We start from the raw sequence: 19,744 nt of genomic DNA, 5'->3' as shown, positions 1-19,744 counted from the left end.
TCGTCCATGGCGAGCGGATGGCCGGAGTTGGGTGGAAAGAGGTCGTCAGGGCTTCACCGTGAAATTGGGCAAGCCAAGCTGCTTCTTGGCTCGCAGGAACGTTTCTCGCGAAAGAGGACCAACGATCTTTTCGGGGTTGTTTCCCCACCCTCGCTTTTCCTCCGGAATACGCCGAAAGTAATAATCGCCGTGGTCGGTCGCTACGACGATGTATCTCTCGCTTGCTCCTGCCGCTTTGATGCCTGGCCCAGGGAGTCCGTCGATAGCGCATCCATTTCCGGGCCCATCAGGGCATCGAAACAGGGCAATTTGCGTGTCCTCAATGTACCGGAGATAGAAGGGGTCTGAGACTTCAGTATATTGGTCACATGCGCCGCAAGTCGACAAAGCGATAAGGGGAATGAGCAAACGGCCGACCCGCATAGCCCATTTCTAACCGTTGAAAAGAGCGGCCGCAACTGAGGTGGAAGAGACCCGGCGGTTTTCCCACCCGACAGCGGATGGTCGGTGTTCGGGGGCACCGCGCCACGCCAGGGCGCTGATGGCGAAGATTGGCGGAGAACAGCCGGACGGCTTTTAGTTGAGCGATGCGTGCTAACTGCCGTAGAGACTGGCTTTCAGGAGAGGTAGATGCCCATTGTCAACAGCATCTTCGGGTTCGGGAAACAAGGTCATCCATCATTGACCTTTACCGTCGATCCCAACACCCTATCGGCCGCAGAGCGAATAGATCGTGGTGGCCACTGTTCCTGCCTGGCATCGCGCACGAAGAAGGGAAGCCCAGGCGTTCCAAGCTTGCACACGGAAACGCAGGACATTTCGGCACCGGGATGGCAGGCTGTGCTGAATCTGGTCACCGCCGGTCACGCCGAGTCAGTCACGGTGCTGGAACCGTCAGCGGCAATACCCACTGATCAGTGGTCCGACGTGATCACGTTGCCGTCCGAAATACAGTCGGTTGCGACGATACGCCACTTGCGCCTTTACGGCAGCCACTTGCGAAGGCTTCCGCCCGAGCTCGGTCGGCTAACAGTGCTTGAGAATCTGGACGTCTATACTTCCTACTCGCTGCATTGGTTACCCTATGAGGTGACTCGTTGCACGCGTCTGCGCCAAACACGGATGAGCAGGCGCGCACTCTATGGTAACATCAAAACGCGGCTGCCATTCCCAAGATTGTCAGCGCCGGTTGACACTCTGCTACCGCAAACTTGCAGTGTCTGCGATGAACCATTCGGTGAACGTGCCGTTCAGCTTTTCTGGACCACGCAGCGAATCGGAACGGACGTCGCTCCCTTGCTGATTCACGGTTGTTCTCCGGAGTGTGTAGCCCGTGTTCCCGACGCGCCTGATGGCTACCATAGGAGACCCCATCGGGGCGGCGGCGGCGTGGGTATGCCCGACCCAGACTTCGATTGAACCGCTGCTCTCAATGGTCGCCGTCACGTGTTGGTGAAACACTTCCGAGTTTGCAGAACTGGGTAGTTAGCGGACGCAGGTCTTGACGGCACTACGGTTGTCTGAGACCAATCGCCGATGCTCTTGCGCTCGGTTTGGCTCAAAAGAGGCCTTCTCCTATTTGCCGTAGCTATCGTGCTGTGGAGGCTTGCAGAACAGCGATCGGAAAGGCTGGCTATACTCTCGTTGGTCGCGGGCATTTTCGTTGCCGTTGTCGTCGCTGGCTGGCTGTTCTCGATGAGCCGTGAGCGCTGATCAACGTCCGCTATTGGGGCGGAAGCGGGCAGGCCGCTTTTATGAGTCTACGGCCTAGAGGCTGATCCAGCTAGATCAGCTCATCTTGTCATTCCCGCGTTCGCGCACTGGTGTCCGGGATTCGGCTGGGCCGTGCTGGAAGGAGGTATTTCACCTCCACCGTAGTCATTGCGAGGAGCGTAGCGACGAAGCAATCCATCGGTTGATGCATCCCTGGATTGCTTCGCTCCGCTCGCAATGACGATGGAGGGTTGTGGCGGCCCCAAATCATGTCTCGACAACGAGAAGAGCGGCTCATCACCCGGAATTGCTACCCCGCGCCGGACGCCCGAAATAAAATCCCGGATACCAATGCGCGTTCGCGGGAATGACAAGATGGTTGGTGTTTCGACTCTGATTTTTCTTTGTTTTCCACATTTTCCAAGTCGTCAGGTGATTCTACCTGACTAGAAAAGGCTCAGAGAAAATGGCGGGGGGGGCCGGGAGCCCCGCCGCCATCAATGGTCGCAGCCTTCTAATCAAAAGCCAAAGGACAAAGCGAATTTGACCGAGGGCGGCGCGCCATAGGCAATGAAGTTGCCGCCGGTGGACGCAAAATAGCGTTCGCCGGTGATGTTCTGGGCATTCACCCGGGCGACCATGTCGGTGCCGTGGAAGGTGAAGCTGTACGAAGCGCCGAGATCGTAGAGCGTATAGCTCGGCAGGAAGAGCGAGTTCTGCGGATTGATCGCGCGCTTGCCGGTATAATAGGCGCCGCCGTTGATCGAAAGGCCGGGGATGACGGCGTCGAGGCGATATTCGCCCGAGATCGACCATTGGGTCTTGGCCGTGTTCTCGATCTGCTTGCCGATGAGCGTGAGATCCGACGTCAGACCCTGTTTCGCCCTGAGGAACAGCGCGGAGGCGTAGATCGAGAAATCCTGCGTCACTTCGCCGGTCAGGCTCAGTTCGGTGCCGCGATATTTGGCCTGGCCGTCCTTCACGAACACGTTGGCGGCGTTGGTATAGGTGAGCTGGCGCGAGATGTCGAAATAGGCCGCGGTGAACAGCAGACCCTTTTTGGGCTCGATCTTGATGCCGCCTTCATATTGGGTGGAATCGCTGGCGGGCAGGATCTCTCCGGCGTTAACCGCGGTCTGCGGGGCGCCGGGGGTCGATTCCAGACCCTCGATATAGGTGCCGTAGACGCTCACCCATTTGACCGGTTTGATGACCAGGCCGCCGGAAAGCGCCAGCGGCTTGTCCTTGAAGGTCGTGCGCGTGCCCGCCGCGGCGGTCTCGGCGGTTTCCTTGTAGATCGACTTGCGCGCGCCGGCGAGGACGCTGATCAGATCGCCATTGGGGCCACCGAACTTCGCACGGTCGAAGATGTAGAAGCCGGTGTCGTGGATCGCGGTGTCGCGCGTCGGGTCATAGGCCGATGTGCCCGGGAAGGTGAGTGGGCGTAGCGCCACGGGATTATACGCATTCTGGACGCAATTGGCGGCCAGGCCGAGTGCGACGCAGTTGGTTGCGTTGGTGATGGTGAGCGCCGGAGCCGAATATTGGCGGCGATAATTTTTCGACGCGCCCAGCAGCAATTCATGGACGATCGGGCCGGTGGCGAAGGTACCGGCAATCTCGGCGCGCATATTGCGGTTGCGGTAGAGCTGGCCATCGGCGGCGGTGAGGTTGAGCGTGCCGTTGCCGGTCACCGGATCGAAATTGTTGAGCCGGCTGAAGCGGCGGTCGCGGTCGAGATAGGAGATGCCGCCTTCGACGATCGCGTTCCAGGCGGGTGAGATATCCCAGGAAATGCGACCGAGGATATTGGTGGCCTTGGCGACGTTGTAGAAGCCCTGGCCGCCGGCATTGTTGCTCGGCGACGGCAGCTTCGGGACGATCTTGAGCAGGTTTGCGACGGCGGCCGGACCCGACAGCACCGTCGGCTCGGTCACTTTCTTGTAGATGCGCTCGACGTCGAGATTGATCTGGATGTCGTCGGTCGGATCGAGCTGGAATGCGCCCGAGATGAAGGTGCGGCTGCCCTGGGTCCGGTCGATGCCCGATTCGACGCCGCCGCCCGCGATATTGATGCGTGCGCCGAAGATGCCGGCGCTCGCGCTGGCATCGACATGGGCGATCATCTGGCCGTGATCATTGCCCGACAGGTTGACGTAGAGCATCGGATCCTGGGTCGGGCGCTTCGTCGTCAGGTTGATGATGCCCGATGGCGTGGTGAAGCCGTAATAGAGTGCGGAGGCGCCCTTCAGCGCTTCGACGCGCAGCTTGTTCTCCAGCGGGATGTCGATCAGGTTGACGATCGGCAGCGATCCGTTGAGGCGGTAATTGCCGCGATTTTCCACGGGAATGCCGCGGATCGAGAGGTTGTTGTAGACGGTGGTGCTCGTCTGCGAGCTGGTCACGCCGGGCGTGTTGCGCAGCGCGTCGAGCAGACCCTGTGCCTGTTGTGACTTGAGCAGCTGCTCGCTGATGACGCTGACGGTGAGCGGCGTGTCGATCTGGAGCGCGCCACGGAAGCTGCCGGCCTGGACATAGTCCGCACCATAGCTGTCCTTGCGGTCAGCCGTGACGACGATATCCTCGAGCACCGGTTCGGCGCGGTCGCCTGGGGTGTCCTGCGCGAAAGCGGCCGGCGTCATCGCGATCATCGCGGCGGTGCTCGCCGAGATCCTGATCAGCGTCTTGAGATTGGTGTTTTTCATGATCTACCCCCCTTTTTCTCTGATTTGCCGCCCGGTTGCTCTCGGGCGTGCGTCGGTCGCCTATACGGACAACCAAGTCTTGATCATTGATAGTCGAGTCTTTCTGTCATGAGCCTGTCACGTAGACCGGGCTCATGACCGATAATCGCGCTTGTTGTCGGGCCCCCGTACGCAGCGTCAGGGCCGGATCTCGTCCGCGACGATCGGCTGCTTCTCGACACGGATATTGGTCTTGTTGTCCGAGAACGCCTTCCATTCGGGCGAGGTCGCATTGAGGTGCGCGCGAACCGTCTGCGTCACCTTGTCGCGCCGGGCGAGGCCGGTGTCGCCGCGATAGCCGAGCAGCAGCAGCGACGACCAGCTTCGCCCCGCGGCATAGCGCGGCAGATAGATGCCGTAGTTCGACAGCGCGCCTTCGCCCAGCCAGCCATCGACCTGCGGCAGCAGATAGCCGTCGACATAGCGGAGATATTCGTCGGTCGAGACGAGATAGTCATAGGGAATGACCAGATAGACCGGCGCCGGATCTCCCGCCTTTTGCGCGGCGGTGCGCGCGCGCATCATCGTGCCGGGCGCGGCCTCCGCCGATGTGACCAGGCTGAGCATTTCGGGGGACAGGCCGCCGGGCGTCCGTTCTTCGACGGTGCGCCAGCGGGCGAGTTCGGCGGCACCCCTGAAATCGAGGATCACCATCAGATCCCAGGCGGCTGAATCGATGTAGCGATTGGCGAGCACGCGATAGGACAGCAGATCGCCGCCGGCCCGGAGGGCTTCGAGCCGGGGCAGCAGCGACGCCTTCACCGCCGCGCGGAAATCCGTCCGGGCCGCCGGCGCGACCCTGTAGGTCAGGATCAGTCCCTTGGGGCCTTCGGCGCGCCAGTCGGCGACGCGCAGCGTGTCCTGCGCGGAGGCGGCGGGCATGACGAGTGCGGCGGCCGCGACCGATGCGGCGGCGAGAATGGCGCGGATGGTTTTTCTCATGGATGGCTCCCTGGGGTGGCGGCCGCGAGCGTCGGCGTCGCCGCCAGCATCTCGCGCGTGAAATCATGGTTGGGATGGTCGAAGATCGCGTCGCGCGATCCCTGTTCGACGATGCGGCCGGCGTGCATCACCAGCACGCGATCGGCGATCTGTTCGACCACGCCGAGATCGTGCGAGATGAACAGGCAGGCAAATCCGTGGCGCTGCTGCAACGATGCGAACAGCCGCAATATCTGCGCCTGGATGGTGGCGTCGAGCGCGGATACGGGCTCGTCGGCAACCACGAAACGCGGATGCGTAACCACCGCCCGGCCGATCGCGACCCGCTGGCGCTGACCGCCCGACATCTGGTGCGGATAGCGATCGGCCAGGTCGGACAGCCCGACCTCCGCCAGCACCTCATCGACCCGCGCGCGCCGCTCGCTCGCCGACAGTTCGGGATGGTGGCGCAGCGGCTGGGCGACGATGTCGCGCACGCGCATGCGCGGATCGAGCGAGGAATAGGGATCCTGGAACACCAATTGCGTCGCGCGCCGGAACGCGGTCAGCCCGGCCTTGCCACCGGCATGCGGATCGATCCCGTCGAAACGGATCGTGCCGCCGGCGATGCCGGTGAGCCCGAGCACGGCACGGCCGAGCGTCGTCTTGCCCGATCCGCTGCCGCCGACGACCGCGACGGTTTCGCCGGGCGCGACAGTCAGGCTGACGCCATCGACAGCTCGAAAACTCTCGCGTTGTCCGCGCCGGCGGAAGGAGACCGTCAGATCGTCGACCGCGAGCATGGCGCCGTCCGGCAATGGCCTGGCCGGTGCACGGCTGGGTAGCGAGGCGACCAGGCGCTGCGTATAGGGATGTGCGGGCGCGGTCAGGATCTGGCCGGCCATGCCCTGTTCGACGGTGTGGCCCTTTTCGAGCACCACCGCACGCGACGCATAGCGCGCGACCAGGCCGAGATTGTGGGTGATCAGGATGACCGCGGTGCCGCATTCGCTCGCGAGCTCGGCCATCACGTCCATCACTTCGCGCTGGCTGAGCGTGTCGAGCGCGGTCGTCGGTTCGTCGGCGATCAGCAGCTTCGGTTTGAGCAGCATCACCGATGCCAGCATGATCCGCTGGCGCATCCCGCCCGAAAATTCGTGCGGATAGGATGCCATGCAGCTTTCCGGATCGGCGATGCGCACGCGGCGCAGCATCGCGATGCACGCCTCGCGGCGCTCGGCTGCGGTCATGGCGCGATGGAGCTTGAGCGCTTCCTCGATCTGCTTTCCGATCGTCATCGACGGGTTGAGCGAGGTCATCGGTTCCTGGAACACCATGCCGATCGCACCGCCGCGGATCCTGCGCATATCGGCGTCGGGCAGGTCGATAAGCGACCGGCCCATGAAATCGATATTGCCGCTCACGCGTGCGACTTCGGGCGGCAGCAGCCCCAGGATCGCGCGCGTCGCCATGGTCTTGCCGCTGCCCGATTCACCGACGATCGCGACACATTCGCCCGCATCGACTTGCAACGAGAAATCGTCGAGCAGCACATGCGCGCCGGCAGCGATGCGGAGGCCGTCGATCCGGAGCAGCGGCGCGGTCATGACCGGCCCCGCCGATCGAAACGGTCGCGCAGCGCGTCGCTCAGCAAATTGGTGCCGAGCAATGTCGCGGCGATGCACAGGCCCGGGACGATGGCCAACCATCCGGCGGTGTTGAGATAGGGGCGGGCGGAGGAGAGCATATTACCCCAGCTCGGCGCCGGAGCGGGAATGCCGACGCCGAGAAAGCTCAGCGCGCTTTCGGACAGCAGCACCCAGCCGAACATGCTGGTGGCGAGCACTGCGACCTGGGGCAATGTGTTGGGCGCGACATGGCGGAGCATCGCGTAAGCGGCGCTGTTGCCCATCACTTTCGATGCTTCGAGATATTCGCGGGTGCGGATCGACAGCACGCTGGCGCGCACGACGCGCACGACCGAGGGCATATAGGCGATGGTCAGCGCGATGATGATGCTTGTCGCCCCTTCGCCCAATATCGCGATCAAGGTCAGCGCGAGCAGGATGCCGGGAAGCGCCATCAGCGCATCGTTCACCGTCATCAGCACAGCCTCGACGGGACCACGCAGGAAGCCCGCGAGCGTGCCGATCACCATGCCGAGCGTCGTCGCGCAGGCGACGGTGACCAACGCGATCGGCACGCTGATCCGGGCGCCGGCCATGGCGCGGCTCAATATGTCGCGGCCGAACTGATCCGTGCCGAGCCAATGCGCCGCCGACGGCCCGGCGAAGCGCGCGCCGAGATCGATCGACAGCGGATTGAACGGCGTCCAGACACAGGCGAGGAGCACGGTCAGCACCAGCCCGGCGATGAGCAATGCGCCGATCCGTTCGGACCAGGAGGAGCCGGGCATCCTCATTCGCCCAGCGCCACGCGCGGATCGAGCAGGGGATAGAGCAGGTCGGTGATCAGGTTGACGATCACATAGACGATCGCGGTGAAGAGCAGGCAGCCCTGCACCACCGGATAGTCGCGCGACAGCACGCCATCCACCATCAGCCGGCCAAGGCCGGGCAGGGTGAACAACGTCTCGACCACCGCCGCGCCGCCGAGCAGATGACCGAGCGTGAGCCCGACCAGCGTCATGGTGGGCGCAAAGGCGTTGGGAAGGACGTGGCGCACGAGCACGCGACGCTCGGACAGCCCCTTGGCGCGGGCATGGGTGACATAATCGAGCCGCAGCACGTCGAGCGCGCTGGCGCGCATCATCCGAATCAGCACGCCGCTTTCGACGGTGGCCAATGTCACCACCGGCAGGATGAGATAGGGCAGTCCCGCGGCGAGCCCGTCGCTGAGCGGGACATAGCCGACCACAGGCAACCAGCCGAGTTTCACCCCGAAGATCAGGATCAGCATCAGGCCCAGCCAGAAACTGGGGATTGCCATGGTCAGCGTTGCGGTGGTGACGATCGCATTGTCGGTCGTGCTGCCGCGCCGCGACGCCGCGATCAGGCCGAACAGTATGGCGACCAAGGTCGCCAGCGCAACCGCGGTCACCACGATCGATGCGGTCACCATGAAGCGATCGAGCACCAGCGCGCACACCGGCTCACCCGTGATGATCGACGATCCGAGATCGCCCCGCGCGACCTGGTCGAGCCAGTGGAAGAACTGCGCCCAGAGCGGCCGGTCGAGGCCCATGCGTTCATGCAGGGCCGAGATCGCGGCCGGGTCGGCGGCATCGCCCAGCATCACCTGTGCGGGGTCGCCGGGGATCAGGCGGACCAAAGTGAAGACCAGGATCGCGACGATGAGCAAGGTCGGCACGGTCAGCAGCAGCCGTCGGCCGAGATAAAGGGCGGTGGTGCGGCTCATTTGATCGCCACTCCCCACAGCCGTATCTGCGCCGCCGCCCATCCCTTGTACCCGATGACATTGGCGCGAACCGCGGCGATATGCCCCTGGTTGAACAGGATCACCGCCGGCACCTGATGCATGAAGCGGCTATGGAGCCGGTCGAGAACGGCCTGGCGTGCCGCGCGATCGCCGGTCGCGCGCGATTGCCGGAGCAGCGCCTGCGCGCCAGCATCGCCCCACACCTTGCGCGGATCGGCCGCTTTGTCGCCGATGAAGGATTCATAGCTCAGCGACGGATCGAGCCGCGCCGAATAGGCGAACATCATCGCCTGATATTTGCCGCTATAATAGCGATCGAGCTGCGCCGCCCAGTCGAGCGTCTCGATCCGGATATCGATGCCGGCTTCCAGCGCCATGGCCTGGACGAGGATCGCGGCGTCGAACAATTCGGGATAGCGGCGATTGGTGACGAGGCGGATCGGCTCGCCGCGATAGCCCGCCGCCGTCGCCAGCCGCCTGGCGGCCGCGATGTTCGGGCGCGGCATCGCCGCCTGAACGGGGCTGTGATAGGCGCTCGACGCCGGGACGATCGATCGGTTGGCGCGCGAGGTGCCTTCGCTGATCGCATTCACCAGCGCAGGCACATCGAGTGTCATCGCGATCGCCTGGCGCAGCCGGGCATCGGCCATTCGCCCATCGGCGGTCTGGAACAGCAGGGCGAAGATATCCATCGCCGGCGCGACCGACAGGCGGATATCGCGTCGCGCCTTGAGCTGCAGCGCGTCGAGCGGCTGGATATTGTCGAGCACATCGAGATCGCCGCGCAGCAATGCCGCCTGGGCGGAGACCAGATCGGGAATGACCAGGAAGCGCACGCGATCAACCAGCGCATGCTTGCCGCCGCTATTGCCGTCACGCGGCCCCGGCAGCGCGCGATAGCCGGCGAAGCGCGCCAGTTCGACATATTGATTGCGCTTCCAGCCGGCGAAGCGGAACGGGCCGGTGCCGATCGGCACGCGCCATGCGCCATCGGGGCCCACCGAATTGCGATGGAGGATTGCGGTCGCGCCGCAATCCACGCGCGCCAGCGTCTGGAGAAAGGTTGGGGAGGCGCGGTCGAGTGTGATGCGCACGGTCAGCGGATCGAGCGCGCGGACGTCGACGATTTTCGCGAAACCGCCACCGGTGAATTCGCGCAGGCAGCGCCAATGCGTCGCGGGATCGAGATAGCGGCGGAGCGACCAGACCACATCGGCGCTCGTCATCGGCGCATTGTTGTGGAAACGGATGCCGGGACGCAGATGGAAGGTGTAGTTGCGTCCGTCGCCCGACACGTCCCAACGCTGCGCCAGCATCGGGCCGATGCCGGCATCCTCGCGATAGGCGACGAGCCCCTCGACCATATGCATCAGCACGGCGTCGGTATTCTCGTCGCGGGTCACGCCGGGATTGGTGGACGCGATGTCCGAATTGAGGCGCGCGCGCAAAAGGCTTGGTTGTCCCACGGGCACGACCGCGCTCGCCGTGAGCGGCAGCACGGCCAGCAATCCAAGGTAGAATGGTCTAGCCATATTGGGTTGCGCTGCCGTCCATCTCCAGCGTGTAGCTGGTGAAATTGGGATCGATCGCCGGCAGCACCGCGATCTCCATCAGCCCGATCGCCGGTTGCATCACCAGAGTGATGACGGTGGCGGACAGATTGCTCATCGCAGAGGGGCGGGGCGGGCGGCAGATCGACCAGGGCGACGCCCAGTCGTCGAGCAAGGCTGCCTTGATGTCGTCGACGGTCAGTGCGCCGACCTTCGGCGCGACCAGCGCACGCAGGCGGCAATCGCGATACAGGCTGTCGGGCATGGACAGCAGGCCGCGTTCCTGAAGCTTCGCCAGGGCGACGGGGCTCTGCCAGTGATTGGCATGGACGAGCACGCCATCCTGCGGTTCGACCTGGAAGGTCTCGTCGGGCGCGCATTCGAAATTGAAGATCAGCCCGTCGCGGTGGGTCAGCACCATATTGTTCGAACCGGATTTGGGCGTGGTATAGGCGGAACGCAGCGCCAGCGCGAAATGCGATTGCTCGAGCGCGTGGCGGCGCAGGAGCGCGAGCGGCACGCCGATGCCGCGATAGTCGCGCTCGCTTTCGAGATAATTTGCGGTCACGCCGATCCCGACCGAATTGAAGCCGAACCGCCCGAGCGCGCCGGCTTCGGCGAACATCAATATATCGGGCCGGTCGTCGTTGCGGATGCGCAGCACGATGGAGGCGTCGGCGCTTTCCATCTTCCAATCCCAATTATGGGCATGGATCAGCCGGCCATCGGCGGTTGCCTCGGGTGCGGCGACGAGCGCGGTGCAGCCATCGGGTTCGACATCGGCCAGCAACCGGTCGCGCAGATCGCGATTGAGCGCGAGCTTGAGGATCTCGGTGCGCGCATTGAGCATGACGATGTGGTGAAAGGGCACGTCCGCGCCGGCCGCGATGCCGCGCATCTCCTCGACATAGCCGGGTTCGAATGCCTCGATCTTCGGAAGATAGGCGGCAACCACTTGCTGAAGTGCAGCATCGTCGAGCTTCAGATCGCTGACCTGCGCGGCATAATGCGAAATGCCGGCACGGATCTCCGGCTGCGCCTGGACGCCATATTGCCGGCCGCGCTCATGGGGTGCGCCCGAAATCTCGATCAGTCGGCAGTGTCGAGTCATCGACCGATTCCCTGTTCCACGTTTTCATGACGCTATCATTGTCCTTTTCGATCGAAAAGAACAAAGTTCAACGATCGGCGCGATAGACGATCCGGCCGCCGACCAGCGTCATCAGCACGCGGGTATCGGCAATGCGTTCCGGCGCGATTTTTCGGATGTCCTGCGAAAGCACCACAAGGTCGGCGAGCTTGCCCGGCGAGATCGTTCCGCGCTGCTTTTCCTCGCGCGCGGCGTAAGCGGGATTGGCGGTATAGGCGGCGATCGCCTGGTCGACGCTCAGGGCTTCGTTCGAGTGCCAGCCGGTGGTTTTGTCTCCAATATGGCGGCGGGTGACGGCGTAGTAGATATTTTCGAGCGGATCGTTGGGCGAGACGGAAATGCCGTCGAAGCTGCCCGGCCAGTCCGATCCGATATCGATCGTCATGCCGGCTGCCGCGGCACTCGCCCAGGGAAAGGCGCTGGCCGCACGTGCCGGGTCCAGCGCCGCATCGATGGATCCGAGCTGTTCGATCAGATGCGACGGCGTGATGTCCGCGATTAGCCGCATCGCGCCGGCGCGCGCGATCTGGGCGGCGGTCGGATACCACATATGGATCAGGCGGAACCGCCGGTCGCGTGCGCCATTGGCCGCGATCGCCGCGGCATAGTCGTCGAGCACCATCGCATGGCCGGCATCGCCCATCACATGAACGGCAATGTCGAATCCCGCCGCATCGGAGCCGATCATGTCGGCGCGCAGCCTTGTCGGATCGTCGACGCGGTAGCTCAGCCCGCCACGCCAGCCCGGCGCATTTGTGAACGGCGCCGACATATAGGACGCGTCCATGAACGCCTTGAGCGTGCCGAAACGGATCCGCCCCTCGGATGTGCCGGGGCGAATGCCGAGCCGCGCATAATCGCGCCATCCGGCGAGCGGCAGCAGCGCATCGACACGGACGCCGAGATCGCCCGATGCCTGGAGATCGCGGAAGATGTCGAGATTGGTGTAGCTGCGTTCGACATCGACCGAAGGTGTGCGTTCCTGTGACAGCGAGTCGATCCGCGTGATATCGTGGATGCCGGTGATGCCCTGGGCATTGAGCGCCTTGATCAAGGCGCGGGCGGCAATCAGCGCTCGGGCGCGGGTCGGCGGCGGCAATGTCGCCGCCATGCGGACGCTCGCCGATCCCCTGAGTTCTCCGGTCAGCGCGCCCGATCGGTCGCGGACATATTCGCCGTTGAGCGGATCGGGCGTGCCGCGCTCGATCCGTGCGAGCCGCAGCGCCAGCGAATTGACGAAGCTGCGCCCGTCATAGCGGCGGATCAATATGGGATGATCGGGCGCGGCCGCGTCGAGTGATGCGAGTGAAGGCGAGAAGCGGACGAATGCGGTATCGCCGCGCTTTGCCGCGGCGCCCGCCGCAAATCCCTGAAGGTCGAATGCGGTGATCCACAATCCTTTGGGAACCCGCTGCGTCGCGGCGCGCAGCCGATCGGCGAGTGCCGCGTCCGTCCCGACATCGACGACGCGGGCGGTGAAGAAAGCGTCCACCGCATTGCCGAAATGGGTATGCGCGTCGGTGAAGCCGGGAAGCAGCATCGCGCCGTGCAGATCGATCACGCGAGTATGCGCGCCGCGATGCCGGGCGACCTCCGACTCGGACCCGGTGGCGACGATCCGTTCGCTCGCGATCGCGACCGCCTGCGCGGTCGGCCGGGCGGGATCGACGGTCCAGATCGCGGCGTTGCGAAGGATCAGATCGGCGGGGGCCGGCTGTGCACCGGCGCCGGTGGACAGCAGCAATGCCAGTGCGGTGCCCCATATCGCCCGAGCTGTGCGACGCATATTTTTCCTCCCGCCCTTGTCACGCCGTTGCGTTCGCGATACCAATGTACTTATTAGTAGAAAAATACAATCACCGTTCACAACTGGAATCAGATGATGCACGCGACCGCCAACACGCTCCCCAATTCGCTCGAATCCTTCTGGATGCCCTTCACGGCGCAGCGCGCGTTCCGGAAAGCGAAGCGGATGTTCGTCGGCGCGACGGGCGCCTATTACACCACCGACGATAATCGACAGGTGCTCGACGGGATTGCGGGCCTGTGGTGCGTCAATGCCGGCCACAGCCAGCCGCATATCGTCCAGGCGATCCAGCGTCAGGCCGCCGGCCTCGATTTTGTCTCGTCCTTCTCGATGAGCCATCCCGCGGCGTTCGAACTGGCGAGCAGGCTGACGGCGGCATCGCCCGAGGGCATCGATCATGTGTTCTTCACCAATTCGGGATCGGAATCGGTCGATACCGCGCTCAAGATCGCACGCGGTTATCATCGCGCGCGCGGCGAGCCGGATCGGACGCGGCTGATCGGCCGGCACAAAAGCTATCACGGCGTCAATTTCGGCGGATTGTCGGTCGGCGGCATCGCCCGTCACAAGCGCGAATTCGGCCCGCTGCTTCCCGATGTCGATCATCTGTCGCTGCCCTACGATCCGGCGCGCTCCGCCTTTTCGCGCGGTCAGCCGACCGAGGGCGCGCATTATGCCGAGGAACTGGCGCAGCTCATCACGCTCCACGATCCCGCGACGATCGCGGCGGTGATCGTCGAGCCCATCACCGGATCGGGCGGAGTCTATCCGCCGCCGGTCGGTTATCTTGAGCGGTTGCGCGCGTTGTGCACGCAGCACGGCATATTGCTGATCTTCGACGAAGTGATCACCGGCTTCGGCCGCACCGGCCCGATGTTCGGCGCGGATCGCCTGGGCGTCACGCCCGATCTGATCACGTGCGCCAAGGGCATGACCAATGGTGCGGTGCCGATGGGCGGCGTGCTGGTCAGCGGCGCGGTCCATGACGCGTTCATGACCAAGCCGGCCGAGCAGATCGAGCTTTCGCACGGCTATACCTATTCGGCGCATCCTTTGGCCTGCGCCGCAGCGCTGGCCGCGCTCGACGTCTATCAGGACGGGCTGCTCGATCAGGGCACGGCGATCATGCCGGTGTGGGAGGATGCGATCCATTCGCTGCGCGACGCGCCCAATGTCGCCGACATCCGGACATTCGGCCTGCTGGCCGGGATCGACCTCTCCCCACGCGACGGCGCGCCGGGTGCGCGCGGCACCGCGGTCAACCAGGCCTGTTTCGACGCGGGCGTGCTGGTCCGTACGGCCGGCGACACGATGATGCTGTCGCCGCCGCTGATCATCTCGCAGGATCAGATCGGTACGCTCGTCGATACGATCCGCACCGCGCTGCGCACGGTCGATTGATCATGGCTGGCAGTTATCCGGCGCTTCACCTGTTCGTTGCCGGCGAATGGATCGGCGCGGAGGCGCGCGACACTGCGCTTGTGCTCGACCCGGCGACCGGCGAAACACTGGGCGCGCTGCCGATGGCGACCATGGCCGATCTCGACCGCGCCGCCGATGCCGCGGCAAAGGGTTTTCGCGCGTGGCGCGACACGCCGGTGATGGAACGCTACGCGATCCTGCGCCGCGCCGCGTCGCTGATGCGCGAACGGATCGAGGAAAATGCGCAGACGCTAACCCGCGAACAGGGCAAGCCGATCGCCCAGTCGCGTGTCGAACTGTCATCCTCCGCCGATTATTTCGACTGGTATGCGGAGGAAGCGCGGCGCGCCTATGGCCGGCTGATCCCGGCGCGTCCGGGCATGGCGATGCTCGCCGCGCTGCGCGAGCCGGTCGGCGTGGTCGCAGCCTTCGCACCCTGGAATTTTCCGGCGAGCCAGGTCGCGCGCAAGCTGGCGCCCGCATTGGCCGCGGGCTGCCCGTGCATCGTCAAACCGTCCGAAGAGACGCCCGGCGCCGCGCTGGCGCTGGCGCGCGCGCTCGACGATGCCGGCCTGCCAAAGGGCGTGCTGAGCATGGTCTTCGGCGTGCCCGCGGAAATCTCGGCACATCTCATCGCGCATCCCGACATCCGCAAACTCTCCTTCACCGGCTCGACCGCGGTCGGCCGGCTGATCGCGCGCCAGGCCGGCGAGCATTTGAAGCGGGTCACGCTGGAATTGGGCGGCCACGCGCCTGTCATCATCTGCGACGACGCCGATATCGAGCGCGTGGCGAAAGCGAGCGTGCACGCCAAGTTCCGCAATGCCGGCCAGGTCTGCACCTCGCCGACCCGCTTCCTGGTGCAGGACGGCGTGCATGACCGCTTTGTCGCAGGTTTCGCGCAGGCGATGGCGACAATGCGGATCGGCAACGGGCTGGATGCCGCGAACGACATGGGGCCGATGATCAATGCGCGCCGCGAACAGGCGGTCGGCGCGCTGATCGACGATGCCGTGGCACAGGGCGGCCGGCTGGTCGCCGGTGGCGAACGGCTGTTCAACGCCGGGCATTTTCGCGCGCCCGCACTGATCGCCGATGTGCCGCTGTCGGCGCAGGCGATGCATGACGAGCCGTTCGGGCCGGTCGCCTTCACCCGTCGCTTCACCGCGATCGAGGATGCGATCGTCGAGGCCAATCGACTGCCCTATGGCCTGGCCGCCTATGCCTTTACCCGGGATTGCGACCGCGCCGCGCAGATCCGCCACGAGGTCGAAAGCGGGATGATCGGCCTCAACAGTTTCAGCCTGACCTGGCCCGAAACGCCGTTCGGCGGGGTCAAGGACAGCGGCTATGGCAGCGAAGGCGGCAGCGAGGGGCTGGACGCCTATCTGGTCACCAAATTCGTGAGCGAGGCTTGAATGACGCTGCATGTGGTCAAGGACGATGCCCGTGGGGAGCCCGGCAAGCTTTCGCGCAAGGTCGTGACGCAGATCCTCGAGTATATCCGCGACCATGCGCTGCATGATGGCGGCCATTTGACCGAATCCGGGCTGGCGGAGGCGCTCAACGTGTCGCGCACGCCGGTACGATCGGCACTGGAGCAATTGACCGAGCTCAAGGTGGTCGCGCCGGCCGGGCCGCGTCGCGGCTATCATGTCACGGCGTCGGCCGACCGCATCCGCGCGCTCACCCAGGCGCCGATCGCATCGGACGAAGAAGAGGATCTCTACGTCGCGATCGCGCAGGATTTCCTGAACCATCGGCTGGAGGAGAATTTCTCCGAGGCGGACATGCTGCGCCAATATCCCGTCGGCCGCAGCACCTTGCTGCGCGTGCTCCAGCGCATGGCGAGCGACCGGGTGATCGAGCGCAATCCGGGCTATGGCTGGCGGTTCGCGCCGTTGCTGCGCTCGGTCGAAAGCCATGACGAAAGCTATCGTTTCCGCCTGGTGATCGAGCCGGCGGCCCTGGAGCAGCCGGGTTTCGAGCTCGATCGGCGCTGGGCCGCACGATCGCGGCGCGACCATGAGGCGACGCTGGCGACGCCGCCGGACCAATTGTCGATGGTGCGCTTCTTCGCGATGAACGCCGATTTCCACGAGACGCTGGCCTTGTGCTCGGGCAACGCCTTTTTCCATCAGGCGGTGCAGCAACAGAACCAGATCCGCCGCTTCCAGAATTACAGCTGGACCTATGGCAATGATCGCATCGCGGCCTGCTGCCATGAGCATATCGAGATCCTCGATGCGCTCGAAGCCGGCGACCAGGCCTGGGCGGCGACATTGATGCGCCGCCACCTCGAACTGGCCAGCCGATTGAAACCGTCACCCGACGCCAGCGAAAGGGCCAAGTCCGCATGAAGCGCATGATCCGTTCGACCCTTGCCGCTTTGGCGGCCCTTGCCTGCGCGATGCCCGCAATGGCGCAGAAGCCGGCCAAGGGCGCGCCGCCCGCCGAGGGGGCGCTTACCAGCTATATCAATCTCGATGCCAAGGATGCGGAGACCAAGCTGGAGATCATCCAGCATGAGGTGTTCGAAGCGCAGCAGCAGAATATCCGCATCGAATTCATGCTGAAGCATGGCCGCACGACCAATCTCGATTTCGTCCAATATCCCTCGGGCACCGAACTGATTCCCGGCTATGTCTTCACCCCTGCCGCCGGCGTGCCTGCGGGCGAGCGGCGTCCGGCGGTGGTGGTCGTCCATGGCGGTTTCCATGAGCGGTTCAACGTCGAATGGTTTCCGCTGATCACCAGCCTGGTGGAGCGCGGCTATGTCGTGATCTTCCCGGAATATCGCGGCAGCCGCGGCTATGGATCCAACCATTTCCGCAATGATTATGGCGTGACCGATACCGCTGACGTGCTCGCCGCCGCCGACTATATCGCGCGCAAGCCCTTCGCCGATCCCGCGCGACTGGCGATCGTCGGCGAAAGCCGGGGCGGGATGATCACCCTGCTCGCGATCCAGCAGCAGCCGACCAAGTTCAAGGCCGCTGTCGATGTCGTCGGCCTGACCGATTTCGTCGCCTATATGGCGTACAAGCCCGAATATCGGCGGCAGGAGGTCGCGCGCGAGAATCCCAGCTTCGGCGGCAAGCTGCCCAACGACAATCTCGCCGCCTATATGGCGGTCTCGCCGATCAACCATGTCGACAAGATCCAGACGCCGCTGCTGGTGATGGCAAGCACGGGCGACACGATCGCGCCGATCACCCTCCATACCGGCCGCCTGCTCGACGCGCTGAAGGCGCGCAACAAGGTCTTCGACTCCAAGATCTACGAGAATGCGCCGGGTGGCCATATCTTCATGCATGGCGACCAGCCCGAGCGCGACGACGCCTATGCGCGGATCTTCGCCTGGCTCGACAAATATGTGAAATAACTGTTCTGCCTGTCATTCCCGCGAACGCGGGAATCCAGACGATGTCGATCATAGAGCTCTACGACACTGGATTCCCGCGTTCGCGGGAATGACAATGGTATTTCCGGGATCAGCGACGCTCCATAGCGCGCCATACCGAATGCGCGATCGCATAGTCCTGGATGGCGACGCCGGTCAGGTCGGCGACGACGATGTCGTTGGCCGCGAAGATTACCGGACTGTCGAGCAATGCGCCGAGCTGAAGCAACGAAGCCCGGTCGACCAGCCCGGCGCGCACCGCCCAGCCGGCCTCTCCATGATCGACGCATTGATCGGCTGAATCGACCACAATGCGCGCCCGGCCCAGGATGCGGGTGTCGAGTTCCTGCTTGCCCGGCGTGTCCGCGCCGACGGCGACGATCCGGGCGCCTGGTCCGATCAGTCCGTCGGCAATGATCGGCGCGCGGGCGGGCGTGGTGGTGACGATCAGATCGGCGCGCGCGCAGAGCGTTTCCAGGTCGGTCGCGTGCCCACCGAGATGCGCGGCCAGTGTCTCGGCCGCGTCCGGCTTGCGCGCGTGGACGAGGATGGTCTCGAAACCGAGCCGGCGCGCGATGAGCTCGCCCTGCATCCGCGCCTGAATGCCGGCACCGACGATGCCGAGCGTCTTCGCATCCGGCCGCGCGATCAGGCGGGCGGCGATCGCGCCGGCCATGGCGGTGCGGTGATCGGTCAGCATGCCCTGGTCGTGGAGCAGGCACAGCATCTCGCCGGTGCGCGCGCTCATCAGTGCCATGAAGCCGTTGCTCGATGGGAGTCCGATCCGGGGATTGTCGTAGAAACCGGTCGCGACCTTCACGACGAACGCGTCCTCGCCCGCGACATAGGCGCTCTTGATGTGGCAATCGCCGGGCGCGGGGAAGGTGAGATGCCCGACCGGCGCGATCTGGGTTTCGCCGCGGGCGAGGCGGCGAAACCCGCCCTCGATCGCGGCGATCGCATCATCCTCGTCGAGCGCGGCGAGGATCTCGGGACGTGCCGCCACCCTCATGCCGCATCGTCCCGCATGCGGGCCAGTTCGTTATAGAGCGTCGCGCGGCTGATCCCGAGCATGCGCGCGACATAGGCGGCGGCATGCTTGCGCTCCAGCCCGCCGGAATCGCGGATCGCGCCGATCAATGCGCGGCGCTGATCGCGGTCGAGGCGGGCGATGGTCAGGCCATGCTGTGCTGTCCAGGCGGCAACGAAGCGGTTGATCCGCTCATGCCAGTCCTCATGGAATGCGGTGTCGATCGTCGTGCCGACATCCTCGCTGCCGAGCATCGTGCCTAGCAAGCGGCGAAGCGCTTCGAATTCGGTGACGTCGGCATTGATGCACAGCATCGCGCGCGGCGTGCCGGCATCGTCGCGCTGCACCACCGAGATCGAGCGCAGGCGGCGGCCGTCGAAATTCACCTTGTCATAGGGGCCGATCACGACGGCGTCGGGCGCGAAACGGATTTCGCCGAGATCGGAAGGGTCGCCGATCGTCCGCGGCGACAAAGGATTGGCGACATGCGCAACCGCATCCGACCCCAGATCATGGACGACCGCTTCGACGAAAGGGCGGAACAGCGCGGCGATGGCGTCGGCCATTCCAACCGCATTCGTCAGCACGGGGCAGGAAACCGGCAT

Annotated in this window: 14 protein-coding genes; 4 read left to right on the top strand and 10 right to left on the bottom strand. The window is 64.6% G+C overall.

Annotation, left to right across the window (positions count from 1 at the left end; all coding sequences use genetic code 11):
* Positions 1-2,231: 2,231 nt before the first annotated feature.
* The 8 genes from AC3WN8_RS02310 to AC3WN8_RS02275 all read right to left on the bottom strand — a co-directional run bounded on the left by AC3WN8_RS02310 (position 2,232) and on the right by AC3WN8_RS02275 (position 13,263).
* Positions 2,232-4,418 (bottom strand): TonB-dependent siderophore receptor, encoded by a 2,187-nt coding sequence (locus tag AC3WN8_RS02310; protein WP_492667759.1) that lies wholly within the window; start codon positions 4,416-4,418, stop codon positions 2,232-2,234.
* A gap of 177 nt (positions 4,419-4,595) precedes the next feature.
* The gene (locus AC3WN8_RS02305; protein ID WP_492667758.1) at positions 4,596-5,399 is read right to left on the bottom strand and encodes a hypothetical protein; all 804 of its coding nucleotides are present in this window, start codon (positions 5,397-5,399) and stop codon (positions 4,596-4,598) included.
* Complete coding sequence (locus AC3WN8_RS02300) at positions 5,396-6,985, bottom strand: ABC transporter ATP-binding protein (RefSeq protein WP_492667757.1); 1,590 nt, start codon at positions 6,983-6,985, stop codon at positions 5,396-5,398. Before AC3WN8_RS02300 ends, AC3WN8_RS02305 begins: the two co-directional genes overlap by 4 nt.
* Complete coding sequence (locus AC3WN8_RS02295) at positions 6,982-7,794, bottom strand: ABC transporter permease (RefSeq protein WP_492667756.1); 813 nt, start codon at positions 7,792-7,794, stop codon at positions 6,982-6,984. The genes AC3WN8_RS02300 and AC3WN8_RS02295 overlap by 4 nt, the downstream gene beginning before the upstream one ends.
* A gap of 2 nt (positions 7,795-7,796) precedes the next feature.
* Positions 7,797-8,756, bottom strand: a complete 960-nt coding sequence (locus AC3WN8_RS02290) for an ABC transporter permease (protein ID WP_492667755.1) — start codon at positions 8,754-8,756, stop codon at positions 7,797-7,799.
* Entirely contained in the window at positions 8,753-10,309 is a 1,557-nt protein-coding gene (locus AC3WN8_RS02285) for an ABC transporter substrate-binding protein (RefSeq protein WP_492667754.1), read from the bottom strand. Before AC3WN8_RS02285 ends, AC3WN8_RS02290 begins: the two co-directional genes overlap by 4 nt.
* Positions 10,302-11,438, bottom strand: a complete 1,137-nt coding sequence (locus AC3WN8_RS02280; RefSeq protein WP_492667753.1) for a C45 family autoproteolytic acyltransferase/hydrolase — start codon at positions 11,436-11,438, stop codon at positions 10,302-10,304. Before AC3WN8_RS02280 ends, AC3WN8_RS02285 begins: the two co-directional genes overlap by 8 nt.
* A 67-nt stretch (positions 11,439-11,505) precedes the next feature.
* Positions 11,506-13,263, bottom strand: a complete 1,758-nt coding sequence (locus tag AC3WN8_RS02275) for an amidohydrolase (protein ID WP_492667752.1) — start codon at positions 13,261-13,263, stop codon at positions 11,506-11,508.
* Positions 13,264-13,359: 96 nt separating this feature from the next.
* Between AC3WN8_RS02275 and aptA the strand changes: the two genes are divergently transcribed.
* The 4 genes from aptA to AC3WN8_RS02255 are packed head-to-tail and all read left to right on the top strand — an operon-like array spanning position 13,360 to position 18,091.
* The gene (gene aptA, locus AC3WN8_RS02270) at positions 13,360-14,685 is read left to right on the top strand and encodes an omega-aminotransferase AptA (protein ID WP_492667751.1); all 1,326 of its coding nucleotides are present in this window, start codon (positions 13,360-13,362) and stop codon (positions 14,683-14,685) included.
* A gap of 2 nt (positions 14,686-14,687) precedes the next feature.
* Positions 14,688-16,124, top strand: coding sequence for an NAD-dependent succinate-semialdehyde dehydrogenase (locus AC3WN8_RS02265; RefSeq protein WP_492667750.1), 1,437 nt, complete (start codon positions 14,688-14,690; stop codon positions 16,122-16,124).
* Positions 16,125-17,066: a GntR family transcriptional regulator gene (locus AC3WN8_RS02260; RefSeq protein ID WP_492667749.1), complete on the top strand. Its 942-nt coding sequence runs from the start codon at positions 16,125-16,127 to the stop codon at positions 17,064-17,066.
* A complete protein-coding gene (locus AC3WN8_RS02255; RefSeq protein ID WP_492667748.1) occupies positions 17,063-18,091 on the top strand; it encodes an alpha/beta hydrolase family protein in 1,029 nt (342 codons plus the stop codon). Before AC3WN8_RS02260 ends, AC3WN8_RS02255 begins: the two co-directional genes overlap by 4 nt.
* Before the next feature lie 109 nt (positions 18,092-18,200).
* On the opposite strand, the gene AC3WN8_RS02250 is transcribed toward AC3WN8_RS02255, so the two are convergent.
* Both AC3WN8_RS02250 and AC3WN8_RS02245 read right to left on the bottom strand, forming a co-directional pair.
* Entirely contained in the window at positions 18,201-19,121 is a 921-nt protein-coding gene (locus AC3WN8_RS02250) for a Rossmann-fold NAD(P)-binding domain-containing protein (protein WP_492667747.1), read from the bottom strand.
* Entirely contained in the window at positions 19,118-19,744 is a 627-nt protein-coding gene (locus AC3WN8_RS02245) for a helix-turn-helix transcriptional regulator (RefSeq protein WP_492667746.1), read from the bottom strand. The genes AC3WN8_RS02250 and AC3WN8_RS02245 overlap by 4 nt, the downstream gene beginning before the upstream one ends.

It is taken from the genome of Sphingobium sp. FW305-3-2-15-F-TSA7 (assembly GCF_058787155.1).
Note: the sequence above shows the minus strand (reverse complement) of the source record. Positions and strands in the feature narration are given on the sequence as shown.

What these genes read in the sequence shown, in the direction of transcription:
- AC3WN8_RS02310 (WP_492667759.1), bottom strand. Translation starts at nt 4,418, where the DNA reads ATGAAAAACACCAATCTCAAGACGCTGATCAGGATCTCGGCGAGCACC.
- AC3WN8_RS02305 (WP_492667758.1), bottom strand. Translation starts at nt 5,399, where the DNA reads ATGAGAAAAACCATCCGCGCCATTCTCGCCGCCGCATCGGTCGCGGCC.
- AC3WN8_RS02300 (WP_492667757.1), bottom strand. Translation starts at nt 6,985, where the DNA reads ATGACCGCGCCGCTGCTCCGGATCGACGGCCTCCGCATCGCTGCCGGC.
- AC3WN8_RS02295 (WP_492667756.1), bottom strand. Translation starts at nt 7,794, where the DNA reads ATGCCCGGCTCCTCCTGGTCCGAACGGATCGGCGCATTGCTCATCGCC.
- AC3WN8_RS02290 (WP_492667755.1), bottom strand. Translation starts at nt 8,756, where the DNA reads ATGAGCCGCACCACCGCCCTTTATCTCGGCCGACGGCTGCTGCTGACC.
- AC3WN8_RS02285 (WP_492667754.1), bottom strand. Translation starts at nt 10,309, where the DNA reads ATGGCTAGACCATTCTACCTTGGATTGCTGGCCGTGCTGCCGCTCACG.
- AC3WN8_RS02280 (WP_492667753.1), bottom strand. Translation starts at nt 11,438, where the DNA reads ATGACTCGACACTGCCGACTGATCGAGATTTCGGGCGCACCCCATGAG.
- AC3WN8_RS02275 (WP_492667752.1), bottom strand. Translation starts at nt 13,263, where the DNA reads ATGCGTCGCACAGCTCGGGCGATATGGGGCACCGCACTGGCATTGCTG.
- aptA (WP_492667751.1), top strand. Translation starts at nt 13,360, where the DNA reads ATGCACGCGACCGCCAACACGCTCCCCAATTCGCTCGAATCCTTCTGG.
- AC3WN8_RS02265 (WP_492667750.1), top strand. Translation starts at nt 14,688, where the DNA reads ATGGCTGGCAGTTATCCGGCGCTTCACCTGTTCGTTGCCGGCGAATGG.
- AC3WN8_RS02260 (WP_492667749.1), top strand. Translation starts at nt 16,125, where the DNA reads ATGACGCTGCATGTGGTCAAGGACGATGCCCGTGGGGAGCCCGGCAAG.
- AC3WN8_RS02255 (WP_492667748.1), top strand. Translation starts at nt 17,063, where the DNA reads ATGAAGCGCATGATCCGTTCGACCCTTGCCGCTTTGGCGGCCCTTGCC.
- AC3WN8_RS02250 (WP_492667747.1), bottom strand. Translation starts at nt 19,121, where the DNA reads ATGAGGGTGGCGGCACGTCCCGAGATCCTCGCCGCGCTCGACGAGGAT.
- AC3WN8_RS02245 (WP_492667746.1), bottom strand. Translation starts at nt 19,744, where the DNA reads ATGCCGGTTTCCTGCCCCGTGCTGACGAATGCGGTTGGAATGGCCGAC.